The 25,264-nt window shown below is 38.8% G+C and carries 24 protein-coding genes; 14 read left to right on the top strand and 10 right to left on the bottom strand.

The features are described from left to right. Positions 1–23: 23 nt before the first annotated feature. Complete coding sequence (radD, locus tag CTN07_RS07335; RefSeq protein WP_036763952.1) at positions 24–1,766, bottom strand: DNA repair helicase RadD; 1,743 nt, start codon at positions 1,764–1,766, stop codon at positions 24–26. Positions 1,767–2,218: 452 nt separating this feature from the next. Between radD and CTN07_RS07330 the strand changes: the two genes are divergently transcribed. Further along, positions 2,219–2,716: a hypothetical protein gene (locus CTN07_RS07330; RefSeq protein ID WP_036763950.1), complete on the top strand. Its 498-nt coding sequence runs from the start codon at positions 2,219–2,221 to the stop codon at positions 2,714–2,716. An 83-nt stretch (positions 2,717–2,799) separates the two neighbouring features. Here the strand turns inward: CTN07_RS07330 and CTN07_RS07325 are convergent, their stop codons facing one another. After that, positions 2,800–3,294 carry a GNAT family N-acetyltransferase gene (locus tag CTN07_RS07325; protein WP_036763948.1) on the bottom strand — a complete coding sequence of 165 codons (495 nt, stop codon included), beginning with the start codon at positions 3,292–3,294 and terminating at the stop codon, positions 2,800–2,802. 376 nt (positions 3,295–3,670) lie between these two features. Here CTN07_RS07325 and rsuA point away from each other — a divergent pair, with 376 nt between their 5' ends. The 8 genes from rsuA (at position 3,671) to CTN07_RS07285 (ending at position 10,569) form a co-directional block, all read left to right on the top strand. Then, positions 3,671–4,369 (top strand): 16S rRNA pseudouridine(516) synthase RsuA, encoded by a 699-nt coding sequence (gene rsuA / locus CTN07_RS07320; RefSeq protein WP_005299599.1) that lies wholly within the window; start codon positions 3,671–3,673, stop codon positions 4,367–4,369. A gap of 230 nt (positions 4,370–4,599) precedes the next feature. Next, entirely contained in the window at positions 4,600–5,790 is a 1,191-nt protein-coding gene (locus CTN07_RS07315) for a Bcr/CflA family multidrug efflux MFS transporter (RefSeq protein ID WP_005299598.1), read from the top strand. 8 nt (positions 5,791–5,798) lie between these two features. Further along, entirely contained in the window at positions 5,799–6,446 is a 648-nt protein-coding gene (locus CTN07_RS07310; protein WP_005299597.1) for a DUF2913 family protein, read from the top strand. Positions 6,447–6,787: 341 nt separating this feature from the next. Next, positions 6,788–8,260 (top strand): S-type pyocin domain-containing protein, encoded by a 1,473-nt coding sequence (locus tag CTN07_RS07305; protein ID WP_005299596.1) that lies wholly within the window; start codon positions 6,788–6,790, stop codon positions 8,258–8,260. Further along, positions 8,257–8,745, top strand: coding sequence for a DUF6392 family protein (locus CTN07_RS07300; RefSeq protein WP_050787762.1), 489 nt, complete (start codon positions 8,257–8,259; stop codon positions 8,743–8,745). The genes CTN07_RS07305 and CTN07_RS07300 overlap by 4 nt, the downstream gene beginning before the upstream one ends. Before the next feature lie 20 nt (positions 8,746–8,765). Continuing rightward, positions 8,766–9,311 (top strand): hypothetical protein, encoded by a 546-nt coding sequence (locus tag CTN07_RS07295; RefSeq protein ID WP_005299594.1) that lies wholly within the window; start codon positions 8,766–8,768, stop codon positions 9,309–9,311. Positions 9,312–9,415: 104 nt separating this feature from the next. Then, positions 9,416–9,913 (top strand): DUF6392 family protein, encoded by a 498-nt coding sequence (locus CTN07_RS07290; protein WP_036763945.1) that lies wholly within the window; start codon positions 9,416–9,418, stop codon positions 9,911–9,913. Between the two features lie 110 nt (positions 9,914–10,023). Further along, positions 10,024–10,569: a MepB family protein gene (locus tag CTN07_RS07285; protein ID WP_005299592.1), complete on the top strand. Its 546-nt coding sequence runs from the start codon at positions 10,024–10,026 to the stop codon at positions 10,567–10,569. 175 nt (positions 10,570–10,744) lie between these two features. Here CTN07_RS07285 and CTN07_RS07280 read toward each other — a convergent pair whose 3' ends face one another. Together CTN07_RS07280 and CTN07_RS07275 are read right to left on the bottom strand one after the other, a co-directional pair. Beyond that, the gene (locus CTN07_RS07280) at positions 10,745–12,049 is read right to left on the bottom strand and encodes an inosine/guanosine kinase (RefSeq protein WP_005299590.1); all 1,305 of its coding nucleotides are present in this window, start codon (positions 12,047–12,049) and stop codon (positions 10,745–10,747) included. A gap of 291 nt (positions 12,050–12,340) precedes the next feature. Continuing rightward, positions 12,341–13,039 carry a DUF2786 domain-containing protein gene (locus CTN07_RS07275; protein WP_005299587.1) on the bottom strand — a complete coding sequence of 233 codons (699 nt, stop codon included), beginning with the start codon at positions 13,037–13,039 and terminating at the stop codon, positions 12,341–12,343. A 154-nt stretch (positions 13,040–13,193) separates the two neighbouring features. Here CTN07_RS07275 and CTN07_RS07270 point away from each other — a divergent pair, with 154 nt between their 5' ends. Then, the gene (locus tag CTN07_RS07270) at positions 13,194–14,177 is read left to right on the top strand and encodes a hypothetical protein (RefSeq protein ID WP_005299585.1); all 984 of its coding nucleotides are present in this window, start codon (positions 13,194–13,196) and stop codon (positions 14,175–14,177) included. 121 nt (positions 14,178–14,298) lie between these two features. Here the strand turns inward: CTN07_RS07270 and CTN07_RS07265 are convergent, their stop codons facing one another. Further along, positions 14,299–14,745, bottom strand: a complete 447-nt coding sequence (locus CTN07_RS07265; RefSeq protein ID WP_005299584.1) for a DUF411 domain-containing protein — start codon at positions 14,743–14,745, stop codon at positions 14,299–14,301. 726 nt (positions 14,746–15,471) lie between these two features. On the opposite strand from CTN07_RS07265, the gene CTN07_RS07255 reads away from it, so the two are divergent. Beyond that, complete coding sequence (locus CTN07_RS07255; RefSeq protein WP_036763941.1) at positions 15,472–15,825, top strand: helix-turn-helix domain-containing protein; 354 nt, start codon at positions 15,472–15,474, stop codon at positions 15,823–15,825. A gap of 95 nt (positions 15,826–15,920) precedes the next feature. Here the strand turns inward: CTN07_RS07255 and CTN07_RS07250 are convergent, their stop codons facing one another. Then, positions 15,921–16,634: a phosphatase PAP2 family protein gene (locus CTN07_RS07250; protein ID WP_005299581.1), complete on the bottom strand. Its 714-nt coding sequence runs from the start codon at positions 16,632–16,634 to the stop codon at positions 15,921–15,923. 395 nt (positions 16,635–17,029) lie between these two features. Between CTN07_RS07250 and nagE the strand changes: the two genes are divergently transcribed. The 3 genes from nagE (at position 17,030) to CTN07_RS07235 (ending at position 20,528) form a co-directional block, all read left to right on the top strand. Continuing rightward, the gene (nagE, locus tag CTN07_RS07245; protein WP_036763939.1) at positions 17,030–18,397 is read left to right on the top strand and encodes an N-acetylglucosamine-specific PTS transporter subunit IIBC; all 1,368 of its coding nucleotides are present in this window, start codon (positions 17,030–17,032) and stop codon (positions 18,395–18,397) included. 162 nt (positions 18,398–18,559) lie between these two features. Beyond that, positions 18,560–19,237, top strand: coding sequence for a winged helix-turn-helix domain-containing protein (locus CTN07_RS07240; RefSeq protein ID WP_005299578.1), 678 nt, complete (start codon positions 18,560–18,562; stop codon positions 19,235–19,237). Continuing rightward, positions 19,218–20,528 carry a sensor histidine kinase gene (locus tag CTN07_RS07235; RefSeq protein WP_036763936.1) on the top strand — a complete coding sequence of 437 codons (1,311 nt, stop codon included), beginning with the start codon at positions 19,218–19,220 and terminating at the stop codon, positions 20,526–20,528. Before CTN07_RS07240 ends, CTN07_RS07235 begins: the two co-directional genes overlap by 20 nt. Before the next feature lie 65 nt (positions 20,529–20,593). On the opposite strand, the gene CTN07_RS07230 is transcribed toward CTN07_RS07235, so the two are convergent. The 4 genes from CTN07_RS07230 to CTN07_RS07215 all read right to left on the bottom strand — a co-directional run bounded on the left by CTN07_RS07230 (position 20,594) and on the right by CTN07_RS07215 (position 25,250). Then, complete coding sequence (locus tag CTN07_RS07230; protein ID WP_005299574.1) at positions 20,594–21,313, bottom strand: DUF3581 domain-containing protein; 720 nt, start codon at positions 21,311–21,313, stop codon at positions 20,594–20,596. An 881-nt stretch (positions 21,314–22,194) separates the two neighbouring features. Then, positions 22,195–23,979, bottom strand: a complete 1,785-nt coding sequence (locus tag CTN07_RS07225) for a bifunctional molybdopterin-guanine dinucleotide biosynthesis adaptor protein MobB/molybdopterin molybdotransferase MoeA (RefSeq protein ID WP_005299573.1) — start codon at positions 23,977–23,979, stop codon at positions 22,195–22,197. Further along, positions 23,966–24,559 carry a molybdenum cofactor guanylyltransferase MobA gene (gene mobA, locus CTN07_RS07220; RefSeq protein ID WP_005299571.1) on the bottom strand — a complete coding sequence of 198 codons (594 nt, stop codon included), beginning with the start codon at positions 24,557–24,559 and terminating at the stop codon, positions 23,966–23,968. Before mobA ends, CTN07_RS07225 begins: the two co-directional genes overlap by 14 nt. Next, entirely contained in the window at positions 24,546–25,250 is a 705-nt protein-coding gene (locus CTN07_RS07215; RefSeq protein ID WP_036765025.1) for an ATP-binding cassette domain-containing protein, read from the bottom strand. Before CTN07_RS07215 ends, mobA begins: the two co-directional genes overlap by 14 nt. Positions 25,251–25,264: the final 14 nt, after the last annotated feature.

Genomic DNA, 25,264 nt, shown 5'->3' with positions numbered 1-25,264 from the left:
TATTGTTTTGGTAGCGGTTAGCTTTATTTTTGATACTGATCTATGTCGAATAATTTATCTCGAATAGCCCAAAAACGTCCTGATTTTCTAGCAATAATAATTTCAGGCGGGCGCAAGCGATGTTCGTTATTGGCAACTTTAGTCGGTGCGGTATCCAAAAATGGGCGATGGCGATCAACCAGATGGGGATTAATGAATTTTTTTAGAAACTCTTGCTTTTGAGTTTTATTCGACAAGGTCCACACTTCACTAATTTCACTGCCTTCGTCACTTTCGTAAATCACTTTAAGCTGCGGCTTTCCATATTGATTTTTTCCCGCTTCCAAACGCATATCATTTATTTTCATGATCATGGCATCTTTTAGCTTTAAGGCTTCTCGCAGCTTTTTGTCGGGATCAACCATAACGGCGTTACAAAGATGGCATCGACGCGCCGCAATATCATTATCTGCGCCGCATTCCTCACAGTATTTAGCACGGAAACGATAGCCACACTCTTCACGCTCTCCTGTTTCATCATCTTCAAAGTATCCCTGACAACGTCTACCATAGTGCTCAATTAAGAATCCTGCAGGATCAAGCTTGCCCCAGAAGCTATTGTTAAATCCACAAGCTGGGCAGGGAACCATAATAACTTCACTGTCTGAATTGGGTTTGGGATCGCCAACTTCTGGTTGATACAGGTCATAACAGTTACCTGCGTATTCAAGAACCAAACAATCTTTTTTTCCTTCAGATAGACGTAAACCACGCCCTACAATTTGTTGATATAAACTGATTGATTCGGTAGGGCGCAGAATGGCAATTAAATCGACATGGGGGGCATCAAAGCCTGTTGTTAATACTGATACGTTAACCAGATACTTTATTTTCTGATCTTTGAAATCGTTAATAATGCGATCGCGCTCTTCAATCGGTGTATCACCAACCACTAAAGCAGCATTTTCTGCGGCAAGATAGCCCATAATTTCTTGAGCGTGAGTCACGGTAGAGGCAAAGATCATCACTCCTTTTCGATCTTTGGCATAGTCAATGACCTGCTCAATAATGATTGGGGTTGCTCGGGCAGATTTTTCAATTACATCATCTAAGTCTGCGGTCTGATAGTGTCCAGTCGCAGATGGAGTAATAGACGAAAAGTCATAGCCAATAACGGCCATATCCATCATTTTTGGTTCGGTTAAGAAACCTTCATCCAGCAGATAACGGATAGGCAGCTCAAAAATACAATCACGAAAGAAGCGCTCTTGTTCGGTCTTAACTTGGCCGCGGGTATGGTATTTATAAATCCAACCCATTCCCAATCGATATGGTGTGGCTGTTAACCCAAGGATCTTAATGTTTGGGTTTACCTCTTGGACATGTTTAATGACTTTGCGATAAGCGCTATTTTCATCGTCAGGTACACGGTGGCATTCATCTATAACTAGCAGAGAAAATTGCTTCGTAAACTTATCTAAACCGTTAGCCATGGATTGAACAGAAGCAAAAACCACTTGTTGATCGGTTTCTTTTCGCCCCAATCCTGCAGAAAAGATAGCAGCTTTAAGATCATAACTTTCGTATTTTGCATGGTTTTGTTCTACTAATTCTTTAACATGGGTAAGAACCAGTACTCGTCCTCTTGCAATACGAGCCAATTCAGCAACAACTAAACTTTTACCCGCTCCAGTTGGTAGAACCAATACGGCAGGTGTGTTGTGTTTGCGAAAATAGTGGATTGTGGCATTAACGCTGTCTTGTTGATAAGGGCGAAGAGTGTACATGAGGATACGGCTTTTTAATATTACGACTGCGACAGTGTATATATATCCAGTAGAACCCGCAATAGTCACACGATAAGAGATGCTTGTACTACCAAGATTGTGACAGTAATTGCATAAATTTATGTTGTATCGCTTTATGGTATGTAAGAGTTAGTTAAGGTATATACCCAAGTAACCTCAAGATGCGAGGTTCAGCGAGAATAATTTGGTTTACAGGCAAGGCAACGATTTGAAGATCTAGTGGCTCTAAATTAAAAATCGTTAACGCAGTATGTGAAGCAAATTAACTCGCCCTTTGGGAGCGTGTCACAGACCCAATTTCATCGTCAAACAATTTGGAAATAGCGAGCTATTACACTGCATTGTTTGTCTTGAACTTGAATCAGTGACAACGCTCTGAATCCTGCATCTTGAAGTCACTTGGGTATAGAAAAGTTGATTAAGGAATTGAAATGATGAAAAAATGGCTTTTATTAATGGTTGCGGCTTCGTCTGCTGCAATGCTTAGTGGTTGTGACACACAAAGTACATCACCCACAACAAAAGGGATTGATGACCAAGCTCTTATTGGAACATGGCAATGTAAATATGCAGCACCTTATAACTCGATTGATCTGCAGGTGACATCAACCAACTCTTATAGCAAAGATGGAAATGCCAATATTGTCTATAAGTTGTCTTCTGTAAATAGCGAAGATCAGCCTTTAATGTTTATGGCTGCAGGTAAGGGTACTTGGAAAGTAACGGGGAAAACACTGACACTGGATATTCCTCAATATACGGTTTCAACAAACTCTAATTCGCTTGCAGCAGAAGAGCAGCGTGCTAGTTTGCAAAAGCAATTTGATCAAGATGAAAAGTTTGAGTCCGAAATATTACGACTTAATGATAAAGAATTGGTTTTTGTTGATACCGAAGGGGTTTCTTGTCAAAGAGTCTTAACTAAATAGAAGACGTTGGATGAACATGAAAGCTCTAGCTGGGTTTGTGAGCTAGAGCTTTATGGTTTAACTGCTTGATTAGTTAGGTCTGACTAGCTAGCGATCGTTAATGGCACTTCTTCCGTTTTTACATTTTTTGTCATCATGCAGAACTGACGACGAAGCATGAAGTCGTGACGTTCATAAAAAGTACGAGCACCACCATTACCAATATTGACTTCAAGTGATAGTGCATGGATATCATTTTGCGCTGCATGTTGCTCAAGCATAGGAATTAACTGAGTACCAATACCTTGCTTGCGCCATTCAGGCTTGAGATAGAATTGATCGATAATTCCAATACGGCCACCATGTTCAATACTAAAGCTATAACTCATGATAATGTGACCTGCTATGATCGATTGCCCATCTTGATTAATTTCAATTAACCATGCTTGGCCTAGATCAGGCTTCGATATGAGTTGATTGACGGCTTTAACAATTTGCTCAGCCTTCTGAGGCAAGGCTTCATAGGCAAAAAGTTCTTCGATAAGATTAATGAACATGTCTACAGAAGACATTGTCGGAGCAATAAGGGAAATGTTCATATGTTTACCTTCATGGTTAGGAATCACAGTCTGATGACTTTCCGAAAACGCCTATTCCCAAAAACACACTGAAATAATAGGTAGTTATGCTTCAGCTTTTTGATGTGGTTTAAGAGTATAGTTTGTTTTATATCTTGGCATTATAAGCGCTTCCTATCTAATGATGACTATCAATATCCAAAATTATTCAGCTTTTTGAGCTTAGTTCGACTTCTGCAAAAAAGAACAAAAAATTACATAACAAACATTGATATTTTACATTTGGTTGAATTTACCGACAAAACCTCTTTGGAATGAGATTTTCTGTAAGTTTTTAATGCAAGAAAAATGCTCACTTTCTATAATGGTCGGCTATTGTAATAAACGGAGCCAAACAATGAGGCTTGATAAATTCCTCTGTACAACCCTAGGTATTACCCGCAAAGAGGCTGGTAAGATTCTGAAAGATAAATTAGTTGAAGTAAACGGTGAGATCGTTAAGAACGGCGCACTTAAAGTGACTGATGATTGCGATGTTGAATTCAGCGGTCGTACATTATCGCTTCAGGGGCCCCGTTATTACATGTTAAACAAGCCATCGGGTTATGTTTGTTCTCATGTCGATGATTTTAATCCTACTGTTTTTATCTTATTTGATGAAGTTGCACCAGAGCGTATGCATGTAGCAGGACGCCTAGACGGTGATACTACAGGTCTGGTCCTTGTTACCGATGATGGTCAATGGTCTCATCGTATTACGTCTCCTCGTCATGTGTGTGAAAAAACCTACTACGTAGAGACTGCAGATCCTATTGAAGAATCCTATATTCAAGCGTTTGAAGAAGGGGTTCAGTTACGTGGTGAGAAAGAGCTAACATTACCTGCTAAACTTGAAATCTTAGAAGAGAAAGTGGCGCTGCTAACGATTACTGAAGGTAAATATCACCAAGTGAAGCGTATGTTCGCAGCTATGGGTAATAAAGTTGAATTATTGCACCGTGAGCGAGTTGGGGCGATTGAGCTTGATGATGACCTTGAACCTGGTGAATATCGACCACTAACAGAAGATGAGATTGCTTCTGTTTTTAAAAAATAATCACGATTGACATAAAAGGTATAAATTACATTGGTTTATACCTTTTTTATTATAAGTTAACGTTTACATTATCGTTTCTGCTACTAAGAGTAAAAAATAGTAACCTATCGTTCGAGATATCCTGCTTTCTTAGGTAAAGAAATGTCAATTTTCTCATTTTGAACAGGTAATTGACTGGGAATTGTCGTACAATCATTGTCCTCTTCCGTCTCAAAATAGAATGCTGGCCAATGACCTCAAACCAACCCCAAAAGCTGACATTTCAGTTTATTCTTTTATTGGGAGCAATTTCAGCTCTTACTCCACTTGCCATCGATATGTATCTGCCTGCAATGCCAAGTATTGCGAAAGATTTTGCGGTATCACCAAGTTTTGTTCAAACCACTTTGACTGCCTATACCGCAGGTTTCGCTGTTGGTCAGTTACTGCATGGGCCTTTGGCTGACAGTTTTGGTCGAAAACCGATATTAATTATTGGAACCATCTGTTTTTTGATTGCAACCGTATTAGGGGCAACGAGCAGTAATATTACTGAGTTGACTTGGATTCGTGTAGCACAAGGTTTTGCAGGTGCTGCTGCGGCTGTGATTATTCAGGCATTAGTTCGTGATATGTTTGAGCGTGAAGAGTTTGCGCGAACTATGTCGTTTATTACTCTTGTTATGACAGTTGCACCATTGGCAGCACCAATGATTGGCGGCTACTTTTCTGTTTGGTTTGGTTGGCGTTCTGTTTTCTGGTTTTTAGCGATTTTTGCAACATTAGTCATTATTGCTATTTCATTCAAAATTAAAGAAACGCTGCCTGAAGAGAAACGGTTACCTTTTAATCTGGCAGGAACCTTACGTAACTATATAAAGTTAATGACCAATCCTATAGCTGTTGGTCTGGTGTTAACTAGTGGGTTTTCTTTTGCTGGTATGTTTACCTTTTTGACCGTTGGCTCGTTTGTCTACATTGATTTATATGGTATCAGTCCAGAAGCTTTTGGTTACTACTTTGGCTTAAATATTATCTGCCTAATTGTTATGACGAGTATCAATGGCCGAATGGTAAAGAAGAAGGGCTCTCATTGGATGCTACGTTTTGGTCTGATAGTCCAACTGTTAGCAGGAATTGGCTTAATTGTTGGTCAGTTACTTAATCTAGGCTTGTGGGGCACAGTGATCCCTGTCATGATCTTCGTAGGTACTATTTCTATTATTGGTAGTAACACCATGGCATGCTTACTTGGCCGTTATCCTCATATGGCCGGTACTGCTTCTTCACTGGCAGGAACTCTACGTTTTGGTACGGGTTCGCTGGTGGGGGGAATTGTTGCCATGATGCCAGATGCAACAGCTTGGCCGATGGCGATGACCATGGCAAGTTGTGCTTTTCTTTCTGCTGGTTTTTACTGGCTATTATCTAGAGATGCGTAAGGAAAACGATGACGCGTTTTTATAATGAAATCTACACCGTAGTAACAACAGGTCTGTCAGAGCTTCGTGAGTCGCAAGAGGCGGGCAAAACACCTAAAAACCCAGTGAGCGAGACTCTCTACTTAAGCAACTGGGTAACGAAGGCAATAAAGCAACAGCGTTTTGATACTTGTGTTGCGAAAGTTTTACTTAGCTGGCAGCAACAGTCGCGCACAATGGGTAAGAATGCTCAGCTGACTACTTCATTTGAACATATTGCATCTACTTACGGTAAGTTAACTGATGCAGAGGGAAATAGTACAAATATTTCCAATGATACGATTCATGCTTTGTATCAAGATTTATCAGATACTGGATGGTTGGTAACAACGGAATACGAAGTGAACCGTAAAGTGACGCATAAGACTGATGGTCAAGCTTCACTGGTTGTGTGTGTGAAACAGTATCAACAAGCGCTATCGGAGTCAGGTGAGCTGATTAGGCCGATATCTCTTTATGTTCGTGGTGATGTAAAACAATTAGTTGATATGGCATATAAGCATGGACTACTGCTATTTAAAGTAACTGATTATAAATCACTGGTAAAATACCACGGTGAATATATCGTTTATCCAGCAAATAATGGACCTCAATTGCCTGAATTACCAACTGTCTAGTTTGGTATATTCCTCCTTTTATATTGAGAGAAATACAGTTTGAGATAAATACAATGGCTTCCATTACGTGAAGCCATTTTTGTATCTGGTGATCGTGCATGGCGTTGTTCTAGGAGATGAAAGTCCTCTACGGAATTAGTCGAAATCTATGCTGGTATGAGAATCGATAGCACAGATTAAATAAATACAGTGACAGCTAAAATTTGCAGAACAGATACTCATAAACAAACATCCATTGATACTTGGAATCGCTTCTGATTTTATAGTCCCCAAAAGCATAATAAACTACCAGTTCAGATATAACTTGTTGATAGAATAGACACTTATAGATAAGGCTACACATGGGCGACATAATTACAGTTGGATGCAAAACATCTACAGGTGGTAGTGTTATCACTGGTAGTGGCCATGTAAAAATCAATGGACTATCCCAAGCTTTATTAGGTGATACCGCGACATGTTTATGTGGAAGTAAAAGCTGCAGAGGGCAAGGGCCTATAGTTCAACAATCATCACGAGCTGCGAATATTAATGGAACCAACGTTGCGCGAGTTGGTGATTTTGTTGATACCGGTTGTGGTAATTGTTACTTAATAGCCAGTAACCATAATGTATCTTTAGGGACCTCTACCGCAACCCCATTAAGTATGGGAAACGGAATTAGTATAGGTAATAGCGTAAGTATTAATACGGGAGGCTTAACTACCACTTATAGTCAGTCGTTTTCATCTCCCATTCAAACACAAACCAACAAAGTATTTGCAAAATCTCCCAAAGCGCCCTGGGGAAGTATTGATGTTGGACAACTCAGAGAACCAGCATCATCTATCGGTTCAATGGGAGTTTATGCAGCAGGCTCTATGGATGCCGTTGCCAGCACAGGATTAGGAGCAACAGCACTAAGTCGTATCTCTGGTGTTGCGCTTGCTGATATTGCTGGATTCTCGATGCAAGTTATTGGCAGAAGTGGTGTTCTATTAGCACTATCGCCAACCCAATTAGGCGATGGTACCTTATACGGACAAGAAGAAGTTAAAGCGAAATCAGGCGTAGAAACTCGGGTACGATTTGGATTTGATACTGATGGCAATATTCATGGTTATCATGTTGATAATGCAGTAATACCAAATAGAACCGTTGAGCATATTGGAGACAAATTTGTTGTAGATCTTGAACCAGGAATTCGGATCGAATGGGTACCAACTACAACAGAAATAGCAGGAACAAAGATCCTCACCAACCCAATTCCTGATATTGATTTACATACAATTTATATTCACCCAGAAAAAGATCAAGGTGAAGAGTTTGCTAATACCTATGTCACCCCAATCAGCGACGTAGATTTAAATGACTATATTCTGATTTTTCCAGAAGAAACTGGATTACCGCCACTTTATATTGTCTATAGCAAACCGCCCGTTAAGATGTTAGAAGTTGATCTATACGGAAACTTCAAAGGACGGCCTCGTAATGGAACCCATGCAGATCATATGCCGTCACAAAGAGCAGCTTCAACATATTTGCAAAGGAAATTAGCAGGATTTGCTGATGATCAACAAATAAAAAAGCAAATGAACTTTGTAGCAACCGTAATCATACCAGCTAAAGTGCACCAAAAATATAGTGAAACCTATGGCGGAAGAAACACTCCAACTCAGATAGCTAAAGATGCAAACAATTTACGACAAGCAGTAGATAATAATTTTGATGCAATAAAACCTTGGATGTTAGAAGAAGGTTTCAATGAATCTGAGCTTGAAAATGCAAGAAATAAAATGCACCAACTAAATAAAGAAAATGGATGGTACCAATGATTGATATATCGCAAATAATAAGAATGATAGGAAAAACACCAAGCGAAATTATTGCTGCTGGTTTACTTGCTGAAAATAAAAAACCTAAACCAAGGTTTTCAGGTGATGATGAGCTTGTGCTTGACATGATCCGAGAGGGTGTCTTTCTTGCGTTTGATAGGGCAACAAAGCAATTAATAAGAATTAATTTAACCTTGTTAGATATAGATAAACCTAAGTATAAATTTCCTAATGAGCTGCCAAAACCATTATTATCCATAATGACTAAAGAGTACATCTACCAAGAACTAGGATCTCCTTACGAGACGAAAAAACCTGTTGAGTTTATGGGTAAAATTTGGGGAGGAGTTGAACATTACCGCTTAGATCGTAATACATTCGGCGAGTTATCCCTTTTACTATATTATGCTGAAGATCAAAATCATATAAGGTCGATTACTATTCTCAAGACTCACGATGTTTCTTGGGGTGAATTAGGAAACTAAGCCTATACGATGGGATAAATATGTTTACCTTTTTAAGAAAACTGATGCAAGGTATCACACATAGTAATCATTCAAAGGCTTTAGATCTAAGTATCTATAACAACACCTATCCCAAAGTAACACAGTCAAAAGAAATGAATGAGCAAGCATATAACTTGCTCTTCCTTATCGATACGGAATCAACCGATCTATTGGTTCAATTAATTCAGAGACATGCAGGAATAAGGATTACTTTAAACGACACAAAAGAGCCTCAAGACTTCTCAAGTAAACAAGTTATTTTAAAACTCAATGTGTTTTCAGACTTTAATGGCCATATTGTGCATCTCATAACAGACCAAACAGATCTCGTTAGCGGCATAATCAATTCCAATTTTCATCCACCTAAACCTGAGCACTCGTTCCCTGATATATCGCCACTAGAGTACGGAAGCTTACAAGGAAATCTTGATTTCTGGTTCAACTGGTTATGGCTTCCTTATTGGCAAAATCTATCAAAAGAAGAGCAAAAAGAACTAGCAATTACAGCCGATTGGGTTGAGTTTATAGAAGAGCAAATAGCGTGATTCAGCACAACCAACGGCTAGTTAGAAGTGACTTTTTATAGGAATTTTGAGGGAAGAACTAGATATGGGACGCATTATCAAATAGATAAAATGGATGGTACTTAATGATTAATATATCGCAAATGATAAAAATGATAGGAAAAACACCAAGCGAAATTATTGCAGCTGGTTTACTTGCTGAAAATAAGAAACCTAAACCAAGATTTTCAGGCGATGATGAACTTGTGCTGAATATGATCCGAGAAGGTGTTTATCTTGCTTTTGATAGATCAACAAAAAAACTAATTACTATCGAATTAACACTTCTTGATTCAGATAAACCTAAATATCATTTTCCAAATGAACTACCCAGCCCATTTAAAGCACATATGACACGTAACTATATTGAACAAACAATCGGACAACCATTCGAATACAAGCCACCAATAGTATTTATGGGAGATGTTATCGGATGTGTTGCGCATTATCGATTAGACCGAGAATTCTTTGGTGAACTATCATTATTGGTTTATTACACAGAAGAACAAATGGATGTTAGAGCATTAACTTTCTTGTATACCAAAGATGTCTCTTGGGGGGGAATTAGGAAACTAAGCCTATAATTAAGACCATAATGGGATAAGTATGCTCATCCTTTTAAAAATCAGCTGAAAGCATGCAGCATTTATCGTTCAACCAAATTTATAATAAGCCATATGCAAAAGGGAGAAAGATGCATTCTGAATATAACTGGTTTGAGAATCCAAAATTTGGTGAAACACCAGTCTCATTTTTAGAGCTAATAGACAAAGTATTAATCCCTCTTAGCCCTGATGGCATAACTAATGTAGAAAGGGAGCAAGAAAGTGGAGAGTATGGGGCTGTAAAGTTTACATTTAACGGACTGAAGTGTTTATTTAGGCAGGGGAAAACTACTCCAACAAAAGTAGGGCAATTTGTTACGTTATGGAAGAGGGAAACAAACAAATCGGAAATAATTCCTTTTAATACCTATGATGGTATTGAATTAGTGTTTATCGCTAGTTTTGAGTCCGATAATAAAGGATTTTTTGTTTTTCAAAATGAACTATTGACGAATAAAAATATATTTAGTCACAATGGGCGGGAAGGGAAGAGAGCTATTCGTGTCTATGCCCCTTGGATTAAACTAACAGCTAAACAAGCAATTAGTACCCAACAATGGCAGATTAGCGAGTTTATAAATCTCAATCTAGATTTCGAAGTTATTCAATCAAAAGCTAAGCAACTAATCGGGTAAAGTGAAAAATTCAGTCTATTTTGACATTATTCAGTTAAGTTATTTTAGTAAGATATCTAATGTTCTTCTAGCTAAGGGAGGAGCTAATTTGGGCTAGATCTTATTCAAGAATTCATGAAGTGAAAACAAAAGCAAATAAAAAAGAGCCCCATAATAGGAGCTCTTCTCGAATAACTTAACGTTCCCAGTATGCTTCTTCTAAGCAATCTTCACGCTCTGGTAGTCCTCTTGAAAGGCGAGGGGCGTGCTGAATCAGTACTTCATAACTTGCACGGTTTGAATACTGGCAAATTTGAGAGAATGATGAGTAGCTTAAGAAGTTACCATTGTGCTTTGCAGAGTTTGGAACATTGAATTTATGGTAGCGGTTCGCAGACATATCATGCAGTAGGGCAGAAAGTGCAGCATCACCGGCGCCATTAGTGTTCTTAATCTCAACTGGGCCACCAAGGTAAGGTGCGATATGAGAGTAAACACGAATAGGATTTTCACAGTCCGCTTTTTTCATTGGACGGCTAAATTCATATTTATTGAATTCAGGGATCTTGCCTGGTAGCAATGGCAATGATGATTCACGCTTCAATTCGTCATCAGTGTAGCCAGCCATATATAGACCAACAGGGCCTGCGGTACAAAGAACAAGATCAACCCATTCAAGTGCCTTATCTGCTGCAAGAAGTGGATCTTTCTCACCAGTTAGTGCCTCACCTTCTTCTTCATTCATTGCAACACAAGTTACATGCTCTTTTAGGAAATCAATCCACCATTCGCGGCGATCTTCAATCACATACTTAGTACCCAGTGTTAAAACAACTGGCACATCATATTTTTTCGCATATTCAATGGCTTTAAGAGCAGAGTCTTTCATTGGATCGTTTGGTTTACCACGAACCAAGTAAGAAGAGAGAACCAGTGCAGAGGCTTTCTTAAAGGCTTTTTCTGGGATGTTATCAGGACGAAGCTGATTCATATCACCTTCATTAATCGCAAAGGTGCGTTCGCCATCTTCAGAAATTAGGGTATAGCAGCGACCGATAGGACCGTCTACAGGCTGTAGGTAGTCTAAATCCATACGGCAAGAGGTGTTACAAAGATAGCGGTATGCGTATGAGCCGATTTTTAGATCTTTACTCATAACACCTAGCAGAATTGATTTATCATCTGCTAAAACAGAGTAGTTATGAAGCGTATTACCAATTGTATCGCCAGGGTATTCATGGCTGATTAGGTTACGCTCTTTCAGCTCTTTATAAAGCAATTCCGCTTTATCTTCATCAAGCACTAATGAGTGGCCTTTACTCAGTGCGTGACGCTGTAAAAAGTCGTCATCAACGCGTGCTTCAATATCAACAATGGTTTGACCAACCCCAACAAGATGAGTCCGTGCTAGAGGATTCTCTTGCTGAATTTGAGCAACTAATGGATCTCGGGCATTGACAGGAAAGTAATGCTTTGACTTACGTTGACCAGGGAATTTCATGTGTGTAAAGGCTACAGGAATTAGGGAATTTTCCTATAGTCTACCATAAATCTGAGAGATAACTCCCATTATATTAAAATTAGTTTGTCTTTTTTTATCTTTTGCTTTTTTTTTGAACACAGTCATGTGAATTATGTTGTTTATACGTAATAAAACCTGTGTCTTATATGGTGTTTTATTAATCAATGAAGAGATAAAACTCAGCAAAGAACGTTATTTTTTGCTGAGTTAAATGCTAAAAAAGCTAGCTTGATGGGCTAGCTCTTTCCAAATGGTAAGAATAGAATGTTTTTATTGTAGGCGTTTTAATTCTTCACGAGCACTTGCACCACCAACAGGACGATTAACAGAAATGGAACGTCCTTTCTTCATACCTTTTTCATAATCATCAGTCAGCGCTTTCATCGCTTCTTGTAGCTGTTGTTTAAAGGTTTCTCGGTCTAAGTTTTCAAATTCGCGATCGATATAATTGGTCATTCTCTTATCGTGATCATCATCGGTTGTGAGAGTCGGTAGCTTCTCAAGAGCCCCTTCAATCCATCCGGCTAAAAATGAACCAACTCGACGATTTACTTCAGAAGAACTGGTGCCTGTACCTTGAAAACTATTGCGAAATTGCCCTGTTTGTTGGTTCATCTCGCGATAGACTACATCAAAAGCAAATGCTGCAAAAATCGCACGCTCTGCCATACCAATAAACTCGGCCTGTTTTAACCCCTTGTAGTTGGTTAAAACACATTCAACACCAAATCGACGGTTGATTCCGCGGATAATTTTAAGAATCGATTGACTGATATCTGTTGGTAATAAGGTTGCTGATTTCGTTTTTCCCATCTTAATAAACTCGATATCATCTTTTTCAAGACCATATTTCAGCATTAAGCGGTGAGCCATACGTATGGCTTGCGCAGCCTCGTTAACATTGGCTGAATTACCTAGCTCTAAGCATTTGGCTATTTTCTGTAGCGCCTTTCGCTTTTTATCAGACATTCAATCACACTCGATAACAAAAAAGAGGGCGCATATTTTACCTCTGAATCCTATCTTCTAGCAAGTAAAAGCCATAATCTGGTTATGGTGACTTGTTTTTATTCAGCTCTCTTTGTACTGTGCTTAGGTTATTGTTGAAAATAAAGATTCAGTTATGTCTGACTGTACACATTACATTGAAGTACCTTTTGAATGTCGTCACTGCTGCTGGTTTTGCGGTGAGCCATTTTATGAACATGTTAGCTTTATGGCGACACCAAACTATGATGGGCAAAAGCACCCAATTATGTTGCCTAGCTGTCATGAATGTTTCGGTTTGGCAAAAGATCTCAAAGTCAGTAGCCTTGATTTATTGCGTGATAAGATCAAAGAAAAGCTACATCAAAAATACCAAAAGCATCTTCAAATAGGACTTAATTGGACTGAAGATGAGCTTCGTGATTGTGAATTTGAAGGTAAAGCGCTGGAAGGATTTCGTGAAAGTGCCTGGATGATGTACCAAATAGCCAAAGAAAGAGTGAACTATTCTGGTTGGGATCTCGTTATTGATGGTATTCCTTTACCCAAGTTAACCACGGTTTATCAAGTTGAGTTTGATGGGGTGATTTACACCAGTTTACATCATGCTGTTACTCAATTAGCTCAAGCTTATGCGATTCCTGAAACATGGTTAGCCGATGTGGTTGAGTTAGTCGGGCGCGATAAATTATCGTATGCCTTGAGATTTTGTAAAACAACTTATGGGTATTCAGCACAAGAGCGGCAAGCTAGCCTAGACAGTTTAAAGATGCTACTTGCAGAAGAGGCGGCAAATCAGCACTCTTATAACGCGGATGAAAAAAATCAGGTAGTACATGTCATTAAGCTTAATGTGCTAAAAGAGTTGATGTTGTACCGAACGCTTATTCCAACGATCCCTATTAAATGGGCTCTAGAACGGGGAATTACGACATTATCTGAACTTGCCAGCAATGAAGAACTCTTTTTTAGTTATTTCAATCAAGATAGTGAGTTAACTGCATTTACGTATTTTAATGCGCTACAAATCTATTTTGAGAAGAGAGAAGAGGATCCACTCTGGGCGCAACAGGACGATCCCAATCGTGAGGTATTTCTTCAAATTCAAGGTTTGTGTTAAGGCTGGTTTTTAAGTTTTTCTGAGTCGTCAATAGAGAAAGCCCTAATCGAGACATATCGTATTAGGGCTTAGTTTTACAGGTCTGTTTACAGCATTACTTACAACGCTGTTGGTTTAGCATTTACTCTTGGTTTTGACGAGACCAAACCATGGTTTTTCCATTTTTATCAAAAGCAACAACATCATAGGCATCTTTCTTATCGCCGTACTCCATACCAGGAGATCCCATCGGCATTCCTGGTACAGCAAGACCGATCATTCGCTTAGGCTTCTTATCTAGAAAACGTTTGATATCTGATGCTGGAATATGCCCTTCAAAAGTGTAGCCTTCAATTTCTGCGGTATGGCATGATGCTAGTTGTGGCTGTAAACCTAATTTAATTTTTACTGGTGTTAAGTTTTCTTCGTAGACAATATCTAGATCAAAACCATTATCTTTCATATGTTTTACCCACTCTTTACAGCAGCCACAATAAGGTGATTGATAGTTCGTACCTTTAATGGTTTCAGCCATAGTTTGAGTAGAAAGAGCAAGTAGTGATGCCATAAGAAGAGTTTTAATTTTCATAATATGAACCTAAATTTGTATCAAATAAATAATGTATTAACGTTGAGCGATAAATTGGTGTTAACGCATTAATTTAATGGAGGTCTTAATAATGGCTCATATTGATGAGAGTAATAACGATGTCGACTATGTTCCGGTCTTTCCGAGCGCATTTTAGCAATTGAATAGGGCATCGGGAGTAGCCCAGAATATGACACTTTCCCTATTTTCATAGAACAAGAGTCATGATCACAACAACTGGATGAAGTTGACATACTGCTATTATCGCTACAATCAGACAGGGTCATTTTATGTAATGAATTACAGCAAGGATCTGAAATTGGCTGCGATGTAATAGGTTGACACGAGACAGAAGAATGGACCGTATTACTATCAGCTGAAAGACGGGTGTTAGGCATTGCAACACTTGAAAGTGATGTCAAAAATATGCTCGCGATTAAGAAGATAATCAATCGACGGGTCAATTTTAAGCCTAATCTGAAAATAGAGAATGGTCCGATTATATCGGTATTGAGGAAGGAAAAGCTAGAGAAAGCAATTGGGATATTTGCCCTATTTGTTACAGCGTGTTTCTGATTTAAACCGCATGCAGAATTCTTGAACTATTAGGGATAAAGGATATAAACGCTTACACAAGGATGACAATCTCTTAGAGGGGCTCAGGTTTAATAGTGTTATTACATAGCCCAATAGTTATGGGCGGAATAAGAAGCGCTAGGATAAACAATGCAATATACAGAACAAGATCGACAAGTTTTACATGATACATGGATGAGTCATAAAGCTAAAATGCGTATTACGCAAATTGAAATGGCAAAAAAACTGGGTCTAACTCAATTGGAGTTTTCTGATATTTTACGAGGTAGCAAGACGATTGAATCGGGTTTTGTAAACGATTTTTGCAATCGCTTAGGTGTTGACCCTGTATTAACGCTACCATCACTACGTCAAAAAGCCGTTGCTGGTATGCCTGGAAGTGTGATGCTAAAAAATACAATTACCCTTGATGGTACAGTCCAGAATGTTACATTCAGCGGTAACCAAGTGGTCATTGAATATGAGCACAACATTAAAGCATAGTAATAAGCTTTTATATTGAACAATAAAAACCCCGTGGTGTTGATACATCCACGGGGTTTTTTTAAATCTAGAAAATGATAAATCTTTCGAAAGAGTTAAGATTCAGTCTCATCCCATTCAGGCACAAATAGATACAGTATTGCTGCTGCACTCATTGAGCCTAATAGATCTGCTGGCCAATGCATGCCTAACCATAAACGACTTAAACCTACACCCGTTGCCCAAGTAATGATGATTGCTGCAGGTACATATTTACGGCGACGAATAAAGAATCCACCCCAAAACATAACGCATACTGCAACAAAGATGGTATGACCTGATGGGAAAGAATATGACTCTTTCTTTTTCCATAAATCAGTACGCCAATGAGAGACTTGATCATCAACTTTAGCAACGGTTAGTGCTTTATCTTCTTTACTTAATTGATAAAAATCTTGTGGCTGATCAATAACGTGTAGTTGTTGCAACTCATGAGTAAAGGGTCTAGGTACCGCGGTAAAATGCTTTAGTGCTGTTTTTGCCACCAAACTAAGTACTAAGATAATCGCAAATTGAATCCACAATTTAACCATCGTCTTACGAGGAAGGCGCATTACGATAGGGATAAAGCAGAGTAGAGCGATAGTGACCAGAAAAAATGGCTTGCCAGCAGATTCTGTCAAAATAGTAAAAATTAGTCCTAATGTATCACTCAAATGCGAGGTCAGTTCAGGCGCTGGGAAGATAAACATAGCGGCAATCATTGCAACTGAAAAACAGGCTAATGCAATGATATTCGGATATTTTTTATAAATATAAGACGAAATCATAAGATGTAAAATTCAACGTTGTTAAGTGCTGCGAGCGATAGTAGCGCAGAACTTGTGAAATAATTGTCAGAATTAAGATAAAACATGCTAGGAAATGGCAATAGAGCTAAATGGTATCATCGTTTGGCTGTATTTATCTAGCCAAGTATTTGTGTTGATTATGAATTGGTGTGAGGGATGATGTCTTGCCAATAAAAAAAGATATTGGCGTGACACCTTTCACAGAATAAAGTATTTCTTTTCATTAATTGTGATTTTTGTCACGAATGCTTGGTTTTATTAAGAAAAGTTAATCTTAAAACAAAAAAAAGTTTAATAACCGAGGGCTATTGTTGCATCAGGTTTTAGCAGCAGATTTGCTTGCTTATTAATTGACGTTACAAAAGGGAGAGGGAATGAACATTTTAGGTTATTTCCAAAAGCTCGGTAATGCTTTGATGTTCCCAATCGCAGTACTGCCAGTGGCTGGTATGTTACTTCGATTTGGTCAGCCAGATTTACTTAATATTCCATTTATGGCTGCTGGTGGCCAAGCCGTATTTGATAACCTAGCGTTATTATTCGCAATGGGTGTTGCTGGCGGTTTTTCTAAAGACAATTCAGCAGCTGCTGCAATCGCTGCCTGTGTTGGTTATTTCATAATGACTTCGGCACTTAAGACATTAAATGCTGATGTGGATCCTGGCGTTGCTGGGGGTATTATTATTGGTCTATGTGCAGGCCACCTATACAACCGTTTCAATGGCATCAAGCTTCCTGAATTCCTAGGCTTCTTTGCTGGTAAGCGTTTTGTTCCAATCATTACAGGTTTGGTTGCACTTATCATTGCTTATATCTTTAGTCTTGTTTGGCCGCCAGTACAAGAGATGATCAACCACTTAGGTCAATGGATTCTAACAAGTGGTAAGCCTGGTGAGTTTGCATATGGTTTAGCTAACCGTCTATTGATCCCAATCGGTTTGCATCACATTCTAAATACCATGGTATGGTTCGTATTTGGTGACTACCATGGCGCAACAGGTGAAATTTCTCGCTTCTTTGCTGGAGACCCAAATGCAGGACAGATCCTAAGTGGTTTCTTCCCGGTTGTAATGTTTGGTTTACCAAGTGCTGCACTGGCGTTTTATGTAACGGCTAAGAAAGAAAACAAGAAAGTTGTTGGTGGTATGTTATTGAGTGTTGCGTTAACAGCATTCTTAACTGGTATTACTGAACCAATTGAATTTATGTTCATGTTCCTAACTCCTGGACTATATCTTATCCACGCTATTTTGATGGGTGTGAGTCTAGTTGTTGCTTCATCATTGAATATTCATATGGCATTTAGTTTCTCATCTGGTCTGATTGACTATATGTTAAACTTTAACGCTCCAGCAGCTCATAATGCTTGGATGATTATTCCTCTTGGTATTGCAACTGGTGTTATTTACTTTGTACTGTTTGTTGCGGCGATTAAGTTCTTTAATCTTAAGACTCCAGGTCGCGAAGATGCACCAGCAGAAAACGCAAATCCGGCAAAAGCTGAAAATAATACTGAATTAGCTAAAGCATACCTTGAAGCTCTTGGTGGTAAAGAAAACTTAACCGATATTGCAGCATGTATTACGCGACTACGTTTAGGTATCGTTGACCGCTCTGTGATCGATGATGCTAAACTTAAGCAACTTGGCGCGAAAGGTGTGGTGAATGTTGGCTCTAATAACTTACAAGTTATCTTAGGTCCACTTGCTGAAAAAATTGCAACTGAGATGAATTCACTTTAAGTCACTGGAATTATCTTGTGGTTAAGTTGCAATCCCAATTAACTGAATCCCCCTTTGGTTGATTGATGTTAAACGGTCTACATATTTGTAGGCCGTTTTTTGTTTGTATATAATTTACAAAATTTCTGGATACGCTGTTGTTATCCGTTTAAGTGTGACGTTATGAAAATTTTAGTTATAGAAGATGACAATACGACTCGAGACTTTGTCGTTCAGGGCTTGATTGAACACGGTTATGTGGTTGATGAGGCGAGCGATGGTCACCAAGGGTTAATGATGGCAACAAGCTGTGAATACTCTTTGATTATTCTCGATCGTATGCTTCCTATGCTGGATGGACTGAAAGTTCTTGCGGCTATTCGTGCAACTGAAAATAGCACTCCAGTTATGATTTTAAGTGCTATGGACAGTGTAGAAGAGCGAGTTGTAGGACTCACAGCGGGTAGTGATGATTATTTAATTAAGCCATTTGCCTTAGCGGAGCTTATTGCTAGAGCTGAAATTTTAATTAAACGCCATCATGCAACAACTCAAGTTGCTACAGAATATGTGTATGCTGACCTTAAACTTGATCTTAAATCTCATCGCGTATGGCGTGGAAATCGAGTTATTAACTTGCAGCAGAAAGAGTTTTTGTTACTGCAGTATTTAATGGGTCATGCGGAAAGTGTCGTTTCCCGAATGAGCTTATTTGAATCAGTTTGGAATTATCATTTTGATCCTAAGACCAATATTATTGATGTCCATATCGCTAACCTTCGCAAAAAGTTGGATGCTGAAGGTGAAGTGAGCCTGATTCATACGGTAAGGGGGGCTGGTTATGTTCTTCGCCAAGACTGATAATTTGGCAAGTTCATCGACCTACAAAGTCCTACTTTACTTCATCGCCTGCGTGGCGATGATTTTTATGTTATTTATTCATCAAGTATTTGTTAGCTCAGAAGCCTTCTATCATAAGCAATTGGATAGGGAGTTAACGAGTGAAGCCAGTACGTTTAGTTTATTAGTAAGCGTTGGAGACATTAATAAGATATATCGGTTAATAGAGGAACGAAGCCGAGCATCTAAAACGTTTTTCTATCGTATACAAAAAAGATCGGGCTCTAAAACAAGCATCAACTATCCAGTACTACTCACTTCAGCTGATTATTATCACGAAGGGAATAAGCGTACCGAAGTTGTTGTTCGCTTATCGGCTACTGAAAAACTGATTATTGGCATCAACCCAAATTTATTACGATCTTATCGAGATACAGTCACTCCCATTTTACTATCAGGTATCGCGATTCCTGTGATTCTGATGTTAGCGGGGGCAACACTTTTTTCCTTATCCATATTAAAAAAATTGGCTCGTGTTAACCAAGGAATGAGCCGAGTAATTAGTGGGGAGAAAGGGGTAAAACTACCAGAAAGCAGCAATGATGATGAATTTAACCTGTTGACTAAGAAATTAAATTTTCTGATTGAGCAGGTTGAAAAAAACGAATCATCATTAAAAGATCTTTCCGTTGGAATGGCTCATGATTTGCGTACACCGATCGCTCGGATAAAGCTACGGTTAGAAAAGGTATTGGCTGCGAATCCTCAACCTTATACTAACGAGCTTGAGGCTTGTCATGACGATCTAGAAACGTTACTCAATATGTTTAATGGACTGTTGGAGATTTCGCGATTAAATAGTGGAAAGCAGGACGTTCATAAAGAGATCGCCCATCTTGATGTTATTGCTCAAGATGCCGTTGAGTTTTTAACCCCTTTAGCAGAAGAAAAACAGCAAGAGCTGATCTTTCGTGTAGACAGTTCATTTGAATTATCTGGTGAGCCAAGTTTGCTATTTAGAGCTGTGTACAACTTGGTTGAAAATGCGATTAAGTATACGCCTAAAAAAGGAACGATTACCGTTGTCGTAGATCCTTTTGGACTGGTTGTTGTAGATACTGGAATGGGGGTATCAAGTAAAGATAAGTTGCGAATTAAAGAACCTATGTTTAGAGCTGATGCAAGTCGAACAAAACAAGGTTATGGTTTGGGACTCTCTTTAGTTGATGCTGTGGTGCAAAGCCATGGTGGAGAGCTGGTATTTAGCGATAATAAGCCAGGTCTGAGAGCTCGAATTCTATTTTCATCTTAAGCTATTTTTCTATTTGTTGAACACCCTGTCTCTTAAAATGACAGGGTGTTCAACCTGTTACTATATTAAGCGGCAACTTCTGTCAAAAACGCATCTTTTCTTGCAAGAAAGCGGCTGACAAGATCATCAATACCATCTTGGCAGTATGGGCGTAGTCCACTCATAACCATGCGTTTCTTGCCTGTACCTACAATTTCGCCATCTTCTTTAAAACAGAAATTGAGTGTTACGCTGCCTCGTTTGCCATCAGCATCAATTTCTGAATCTAATAGCTCTACAGTAGGGGCTTTAAGATCTAATCGAGTAAAATCAAGTTCCATACTCTCATAAACAACTAAAGGGCGAGCCGGATTAATCATGATTTCCTTAGATTTCATAAGCGGAACCATGATATGTGGAAAATTCATGCCTGAAAACTGCACATAATTCTTAGTAATTTGAGCGATCAAGGTTTCATCTGTAGTTGTTAATCCACTACGAGTAACGTGCATATATTCTTTGCATTTTTCGTCTTTAACTGAGATGTCGTTATCTGATTTTTGATAGAAAGTTAAAGCAATGCCATCACTGATCATTCCAGCAAATTCGAAACGCATTTTCTGACTTAGGCCTTCTTTTGCTAAGAATACAGAAAATAAAAGATCACCAGGAACACAAAAACGTTTGTTATCTTCGTCATGAATAGGATTGAAATCGCCCGCTACCTTTTTAGCAAAATGGCTAGCTTGTTGGCGTGTAAAAGAAAACGCATCGTTGTGATCTGAATAGTATGAATCTAAAAACATATCTGATTTATTTATACCTAAGTCTCTTAACTGTTTGCATTGTACAACATTATTTCACGTTAAATGGTCTAGCCAGATGAATGGCGAATAATCATACATTTAAGATGGGTGTGGATATGCATTTTTATGCTGATTGATTAGAGTTAATATGGCCAATAATCGATTTTAACATAAAGAATATATTTGCATTTATGTGGGCTAAATTGAGCCTTATTTGAATAATTATGTATTATTTCTTTGGGAAATAGAATGCATACATTGGTTTGTTTATATGCATTACATGTGCATAACATTTAATTATTTTTGCTTAAATGGTCATCTGTGAATATTAGTTATTATTTTTCACTTTGGGTGTTGAACTTAATTTATTACATCTTATTGATATATAATGGTTTTATTTGTGGTTGTTACATGTCGTTGATAATTCGAGCAAATAGTAAATTAAGTTTGTTGGCAATTTACGCCTAAAGAATGCGATATAACAAGGCTAAAGTATTATTTTAGTAATGCTATTTTTTGAGTGTAAATTGAGCGAAAAACAAAAATGATTCGTTATTTTTAAAGTAAATGAATTAATTAAAGTGACATATAAGAATATTTATGTATTATCAGAATTATAGATAGACTTTGTGAAATCAACCAAGTCACCAGATATAAGATTCTATAATACGCCATACTGGAATAAGTTTGGTCTATTACAGAATTAAGAACCGACTTCTGACGTGTAGAAGCTTAGGATAAAAATAAGTGGTATGGACGCTACACTAAATGGCACTCAGTAAACTAGAGGGTAGTTTGCTGAGTGCCAAAAAATATTAAGATATAAAAAAGCCGCAAATGAGTGCATTTGCGGCTTTTTGCGTTTTGAATAATATGGAAAATTATATGCGAGATAGTAGTGGAATAATGGTTACACTATCGCCAATCTCTGCATTGTCTTGTTCTGGGGCAATTTCAATAAGGCAATTAGCTTCACTCATTGAACGTAAAATACCAGAGCCTTGAGAGCCTGTGCTAACAACGGCAATTCGACCGTTTGCATCAATGTAATAATGACCTCGGCTGTACTCTGTTCGTCCTGGGCGAGAGCGAAGTTTTTCTGCTGCAATCGCCGTGATGGTCTCTGGTTGCCAGTTATCGATACCTTGGAGCTTACGAATTGCAGGCTCTACAAATTGTAAGAAAGCAATCATTGTTGCAACAGGATTACCTGGTAGCCCAAAAAATGGAATTTGATTAATTTGTCCAAATGCAAGAGGGCGACCTGGACGCATGTTAATACGCCAGAAATTAATTTGGCCTAATTTAGCAAGAACCGTTTTGATGTAATCAGCATCACCAACCGACACGCCACCTGATGATAGAATCATGTCTGCTTGTTCACTGGCTTCTTGAAGTGTTTTTTCAAGAGCCTCTTCGCTGTCTTCTATAATTCCCATATCCACCACTTCACACCCGATTTTTTTCAGTAAAGCAAATAGGGTATAGCGGTTAGAATCATAGATGCAGTTTGTTTTTTGAGTTTCGCCAGGCTGTTGAACTTCATCTCCTGTTGAGAATATTGCCACTCGAATAGGGCGAGTGATTGCGACATCGGCAAAACCTAATGAAGCGAGCATACCTAGTTCTGGTGCAGTAATTTGAGTTCCTTTGGCTATGGCTACTTGGCCTAATGCAAGATCTTCACCTGCCATTCGCACATTTTGTCCAGCCTTGATAACTCCCATATTACGATTAAATGAGACATTTTCACCATTAACTTCAGCTTGCTCTCGCATAACAACTGCACCAGCGAATTTAGGAACTGGGGCACCTGTCATGATGCGAACGGCTTGACCTTGTTCTAGTGGCAAATCATAACTGTGGCCTGCTAGCACTTGGCCAATCACATGATAGCTATCACGATCTAGATCGTCATTACGGATAGCAAAACCGTCCATCGCTGAATTGGTATGCTGAGGAACGTTAACCGGAGAGAGAATATCTTGTGCGACAATTTGACCCAAAGCATCTTTCAGTTCAACATTAATGATGGTTTGAGATGGGACAATTTGATCTAATATTGCTTGGCGACCTTGAGATACCGATAGCATCCCTTGAGGATTTAGATCGCCACACTCTAAAGATTTTTCTTGTGATTTTTGAGTATATTGCGTTTTGGCATAGTTAACGACAAAAGAAGTGATCGCATCAAGGTCGTTAATATCGAGTGTTGGAAGCGTTGTTTCAGGTTTTGAATCAGAAGCAACTGCAATAATATTGCTATCGTCTGGATATAACCATGGCTTGCCAATCTCTTCTCGATGTAACTCAATCTTAGGGAAGCTAATGGCTTTAAAACCTTCAACTAAGATAAGATCCAGTACGCTTTGATCGAGTTGCTTGATTAGGTGAGGCAGCTCAGCTTCAACTTCGGGTGTTTCTGTTACTAAGGCGCGACGAAAGCGAGATGAAATTAACATCTGACTTGCTCCCGCTTTTCTTAAGCGATAGCTATCTTTACCTTCTTGGTCGATATCAAAATTATGGTGAGCGTGTTTAATAACGGCAACTCGAAGACCTTGTTCAACTAATTTTGGTAGCATGGCTTCAAGTAATGTTGTTTTACCTGTACCACTAAAAGCAGCAAAGCCAAGAAGAGGTAATGAAGCGTTAATTAGACTCATGATTGGCTCCAAAATGATTGAGTTCTTCTGGGGTATTTAAGTTAATAAAAGCATCAGCTTGATCACTAAAATCAACCGTGATCATATTACATTGGCGATAGAGAAGAATAATTTTACGGTCGCCATTGGCTAAAAATGTTTCCAACTTTGGAAGAATACGACGATTGATTAAAGTCACAACGGGTTGAATATGCTCACCGTTATGGGCAACCGCAATATCAGTATCTTGATCACAAGCAGCACACATTCTTGCGATAAGATCATGGGGAAGTTGAGGGCAGTCGCAAGGAACAAATCCAATCCACTCATCTGGTAAAGCGTGAAGCGCCGCGTGCATTCCACCTAAAGGGCCAGGAAAGTCTTGAATTTGATCGCCAAATACTTGAGCGTATTTAGCATATTCATCATGGTTTCGATTAGCGTTAATGATAATTTTATTGGTTTGCGGCTTTAAGGTATTAATTACGTGTTGAATAAGTGGCTGGCCAGATAATGAAATCAGGCCTTTATCGTTACCACCCATACGGCTCGCTCTGCCACCCGCTAAAATTACCCAACGAGTTTGTTCAGGCATAGGCATTATTGTTATTGTCCTCTGTCACAAGCTGAAGATCAGCTCGTTCAACTAATTTGGTGTCATTAATTACCCAGTGACGTCGGCATAGTGCAGTTAGTGCATTTTGTTGATGGCTTGTAATAACTAAGCTGGTGCCTCGGTTCAGTAAATCTTGGGCTAATACAACTTGACGTAAAATGGATTCGGAATCAAGACTAGCACTGGATTCATCCATAAGTAAAACGCTTGGTTTTAGTACCCATGCACGGGCCATAGCAACACGTTGACGCTCGCCGCCAGATAATACAGATATATGCTCATCAGCTAAGGTTTCAAGCCCAACCATACGTAAGGCTTTAATAGCTTCGTTGCGACGCAATTGTCGATCTTTGATGGCATATTTTAAGCCATAACAGACGTTATCAAAGACAGTACCATCAAACATATAAGGTGTTTGATGCATGTAGATAACACCGCCTTCATAGTGACCTCGTAACAAACGTCGTAAGAAACGGCTGTTTTGTAAATTCACTTTGCCTGTCGTCGGTTTTTGCAGTCCTGCAAGAATCTTAAGCAAAGTTGTTTTACCCACACCATTATCGCCAGAAAGATAGATTGCATCTTGTGGGTTGATGTTGAGCTGCTGGACATGAAACAGTAAACGATCTTTAAAACGCATAGAAAGATCGTGAGCTTGTAAAGATACTTGAGACATCATCACGTTCTCCT

This window comes from Photobacterium damselae (assembly GCF_003026815.1).
GTDB lineage: Bacteria > Pseudomonadota > Gammaproteobacteria > Enterobacterales > Vibrionaceae > Photobacterium > Photobacterium damselae.
Note: the sequence above shows the minus strand (reverse complement) of the source record. Positions and strands in the feature narration are given on the sequence as shown.

Bases quoted from the DNA above. Each gene is read 5' to 3' on its own strand.
- radD (WP_036763952.1), bottom strand. From the start codon at position 1,766: ATGTACACTCTTCGCCCTTATCAACAAGACAGCGTTAATGCCACAATC.
- CTN07_RS07330 (WP_036763950.1), top strand. From the start codon at position 2,219: ATGATGAAAAAATGGCTTTTATTAATGGTTGCGGCTTCGTCTGCTGCA.
- CTN07_RS07325 (WP_036763948.1), bottom strand. From the start codon at position 3,294: ATGAACATTTCCCTTATTGCTCCGACAATGTCTTCTGTAGACATGTTC.
- rsuA (WP_005299599.1), top strand. From the start codon at position 3,671: ATGAGGCTTGATAAATTCCTCTGTACAACCCTAGGTATTACCCGCAAA.
- CTN07_RS07315 (WP_005299598.1), top strand. From the start codon at position 4,600: ATGACCTCAAACCAACCCCAAAAGCTGACATTTCAGTTTATTCTTTTA.
- CTN07_RS07310 (WP_005299597.1), top strand. From the start codon at position 5,799: ATGACGCGTTTTTATAATGAAATCTACACCGTAGTAACAACAGGTCTG.
- CTN07_RS07305 (WP_005299596.1), top strand. From the start codon at position 6,788: ATGGGCGACATAATTACAGTTGGATGCAAAACATCTACAGGTGGTAGT.
- CTN07_RS07300 (WP_050787762.1), top strand. From the start codon at position 8,257: ATGATTGATATATCGCAAATAATAAGAATGATAGGAAAAACACCAAGC.
- CTN07_RS07295 (WP_005299594.1), top strand. From the start codon at position 8,766: ATGTTTACCTTTTTAAGAAAACTGATGCAAGGTATCACACATAGTAAT.
- CTN07_RS07290 (WP_036763945.1), top strand. From the start codon at position 9,416: ATGATTAATATATCGCAAATGATAAAAATGATAGGAAAAACACCAAGC.
- CTN07_RS07285 (WP_005299592.1), top strand. From the start codon at position 10,024: ATGCATTCTGAATATAACTGGTTTGAGAATCCAAAATTTGGTGAAACA.
- CTN07_RS07280 (WP_005299590.1), bottom strand. From the start codon at position 12,049: ATGAAATTCCCTGGTCAACGTAAGTCAAAGCATTACTTTCCTGTCAAT.
- CTN07_RS07275 (WP_005299587.1), bottom strand. From the start codon at position 13,039: ATGTCTGATAAAAAGCGAAAGGCGCTACAGAAAATAGCCAAATGCTTA.
- CTN07_RS07270 (WP_005299585.1), top strand. From the start codon at position 13,194: ATGTCTGACTGTACACATTACATTGAAGTACCTTTTGAATGTCGTCAC.
- CTN07_RS07265 (WP_005299584.1), bottom strand. From the start codon at position 14,745: ATGAAAATTAAAACTCTTCTTATGGCATCACTACTTGCTCTTTCTACT.
- CTN07_RS07255 (WP_036763941.1), top strand. From the start codon at position 15,472: ATGCAATATACAGAACAAGATCGACAAGTTTTACATGATACATGGATG.
- CTN07_RS07250 (WP_005299581.1), bottom strand. From the start codon at position 16,634: ATGATTTCGTCTTATATTTATAAAAAATATCCGAATATCATTGCATTA.
- nagE (WP_036763939.1), top strand. From the start codon at position 17,030: ATGAACATTTTAGGTTATTTCCAAAAGCTCGGTAATGCTTTGATGTTC.
- CTN07_RS07240 (WP_005299578.1), top strand. From the start codon at position 18,560: ATGAAAATTTTAGTTATAGAAGATGACAATACGACTCGAGACTTTGTC.
- CTN07_RS07235 (WP_036763936.1), top strand. From the start codon at position 19,218: ATGTTCTTCGCCAAGACTGATAATTTGGCAAGTTCATCGACCTACAAA.
- CTN07_RS07230 (WP_005299574.1), bottom strand. From the start codon at position 21,313: ATGTTTTTAGATTCATACTATTCAGATCACAACGATGCGTTTTCTTTT.
- CTN07_RS07225 (WP_005299573.1), bottom strand. From the start codon at position 23,979: ATGAGTCTAATTAACGCTTCATTACCTCTTCTTGGCTTTGCTGCTTTT.
- mobA (WP_005299571.1), bottom strand. From the start codon at position 24,559: ATGCCTATGCCTGAACAAACTCGTTGGGTAATTTTAGCGGGTGGCAGA.
- CTN07_RS07215 (WP_036765025.1), bottom strand. From the start codon at position 25,250: ATGTCTCAAGTATCTTTACAAGCTCACGATCTTTCTATGCGTTTTAAA.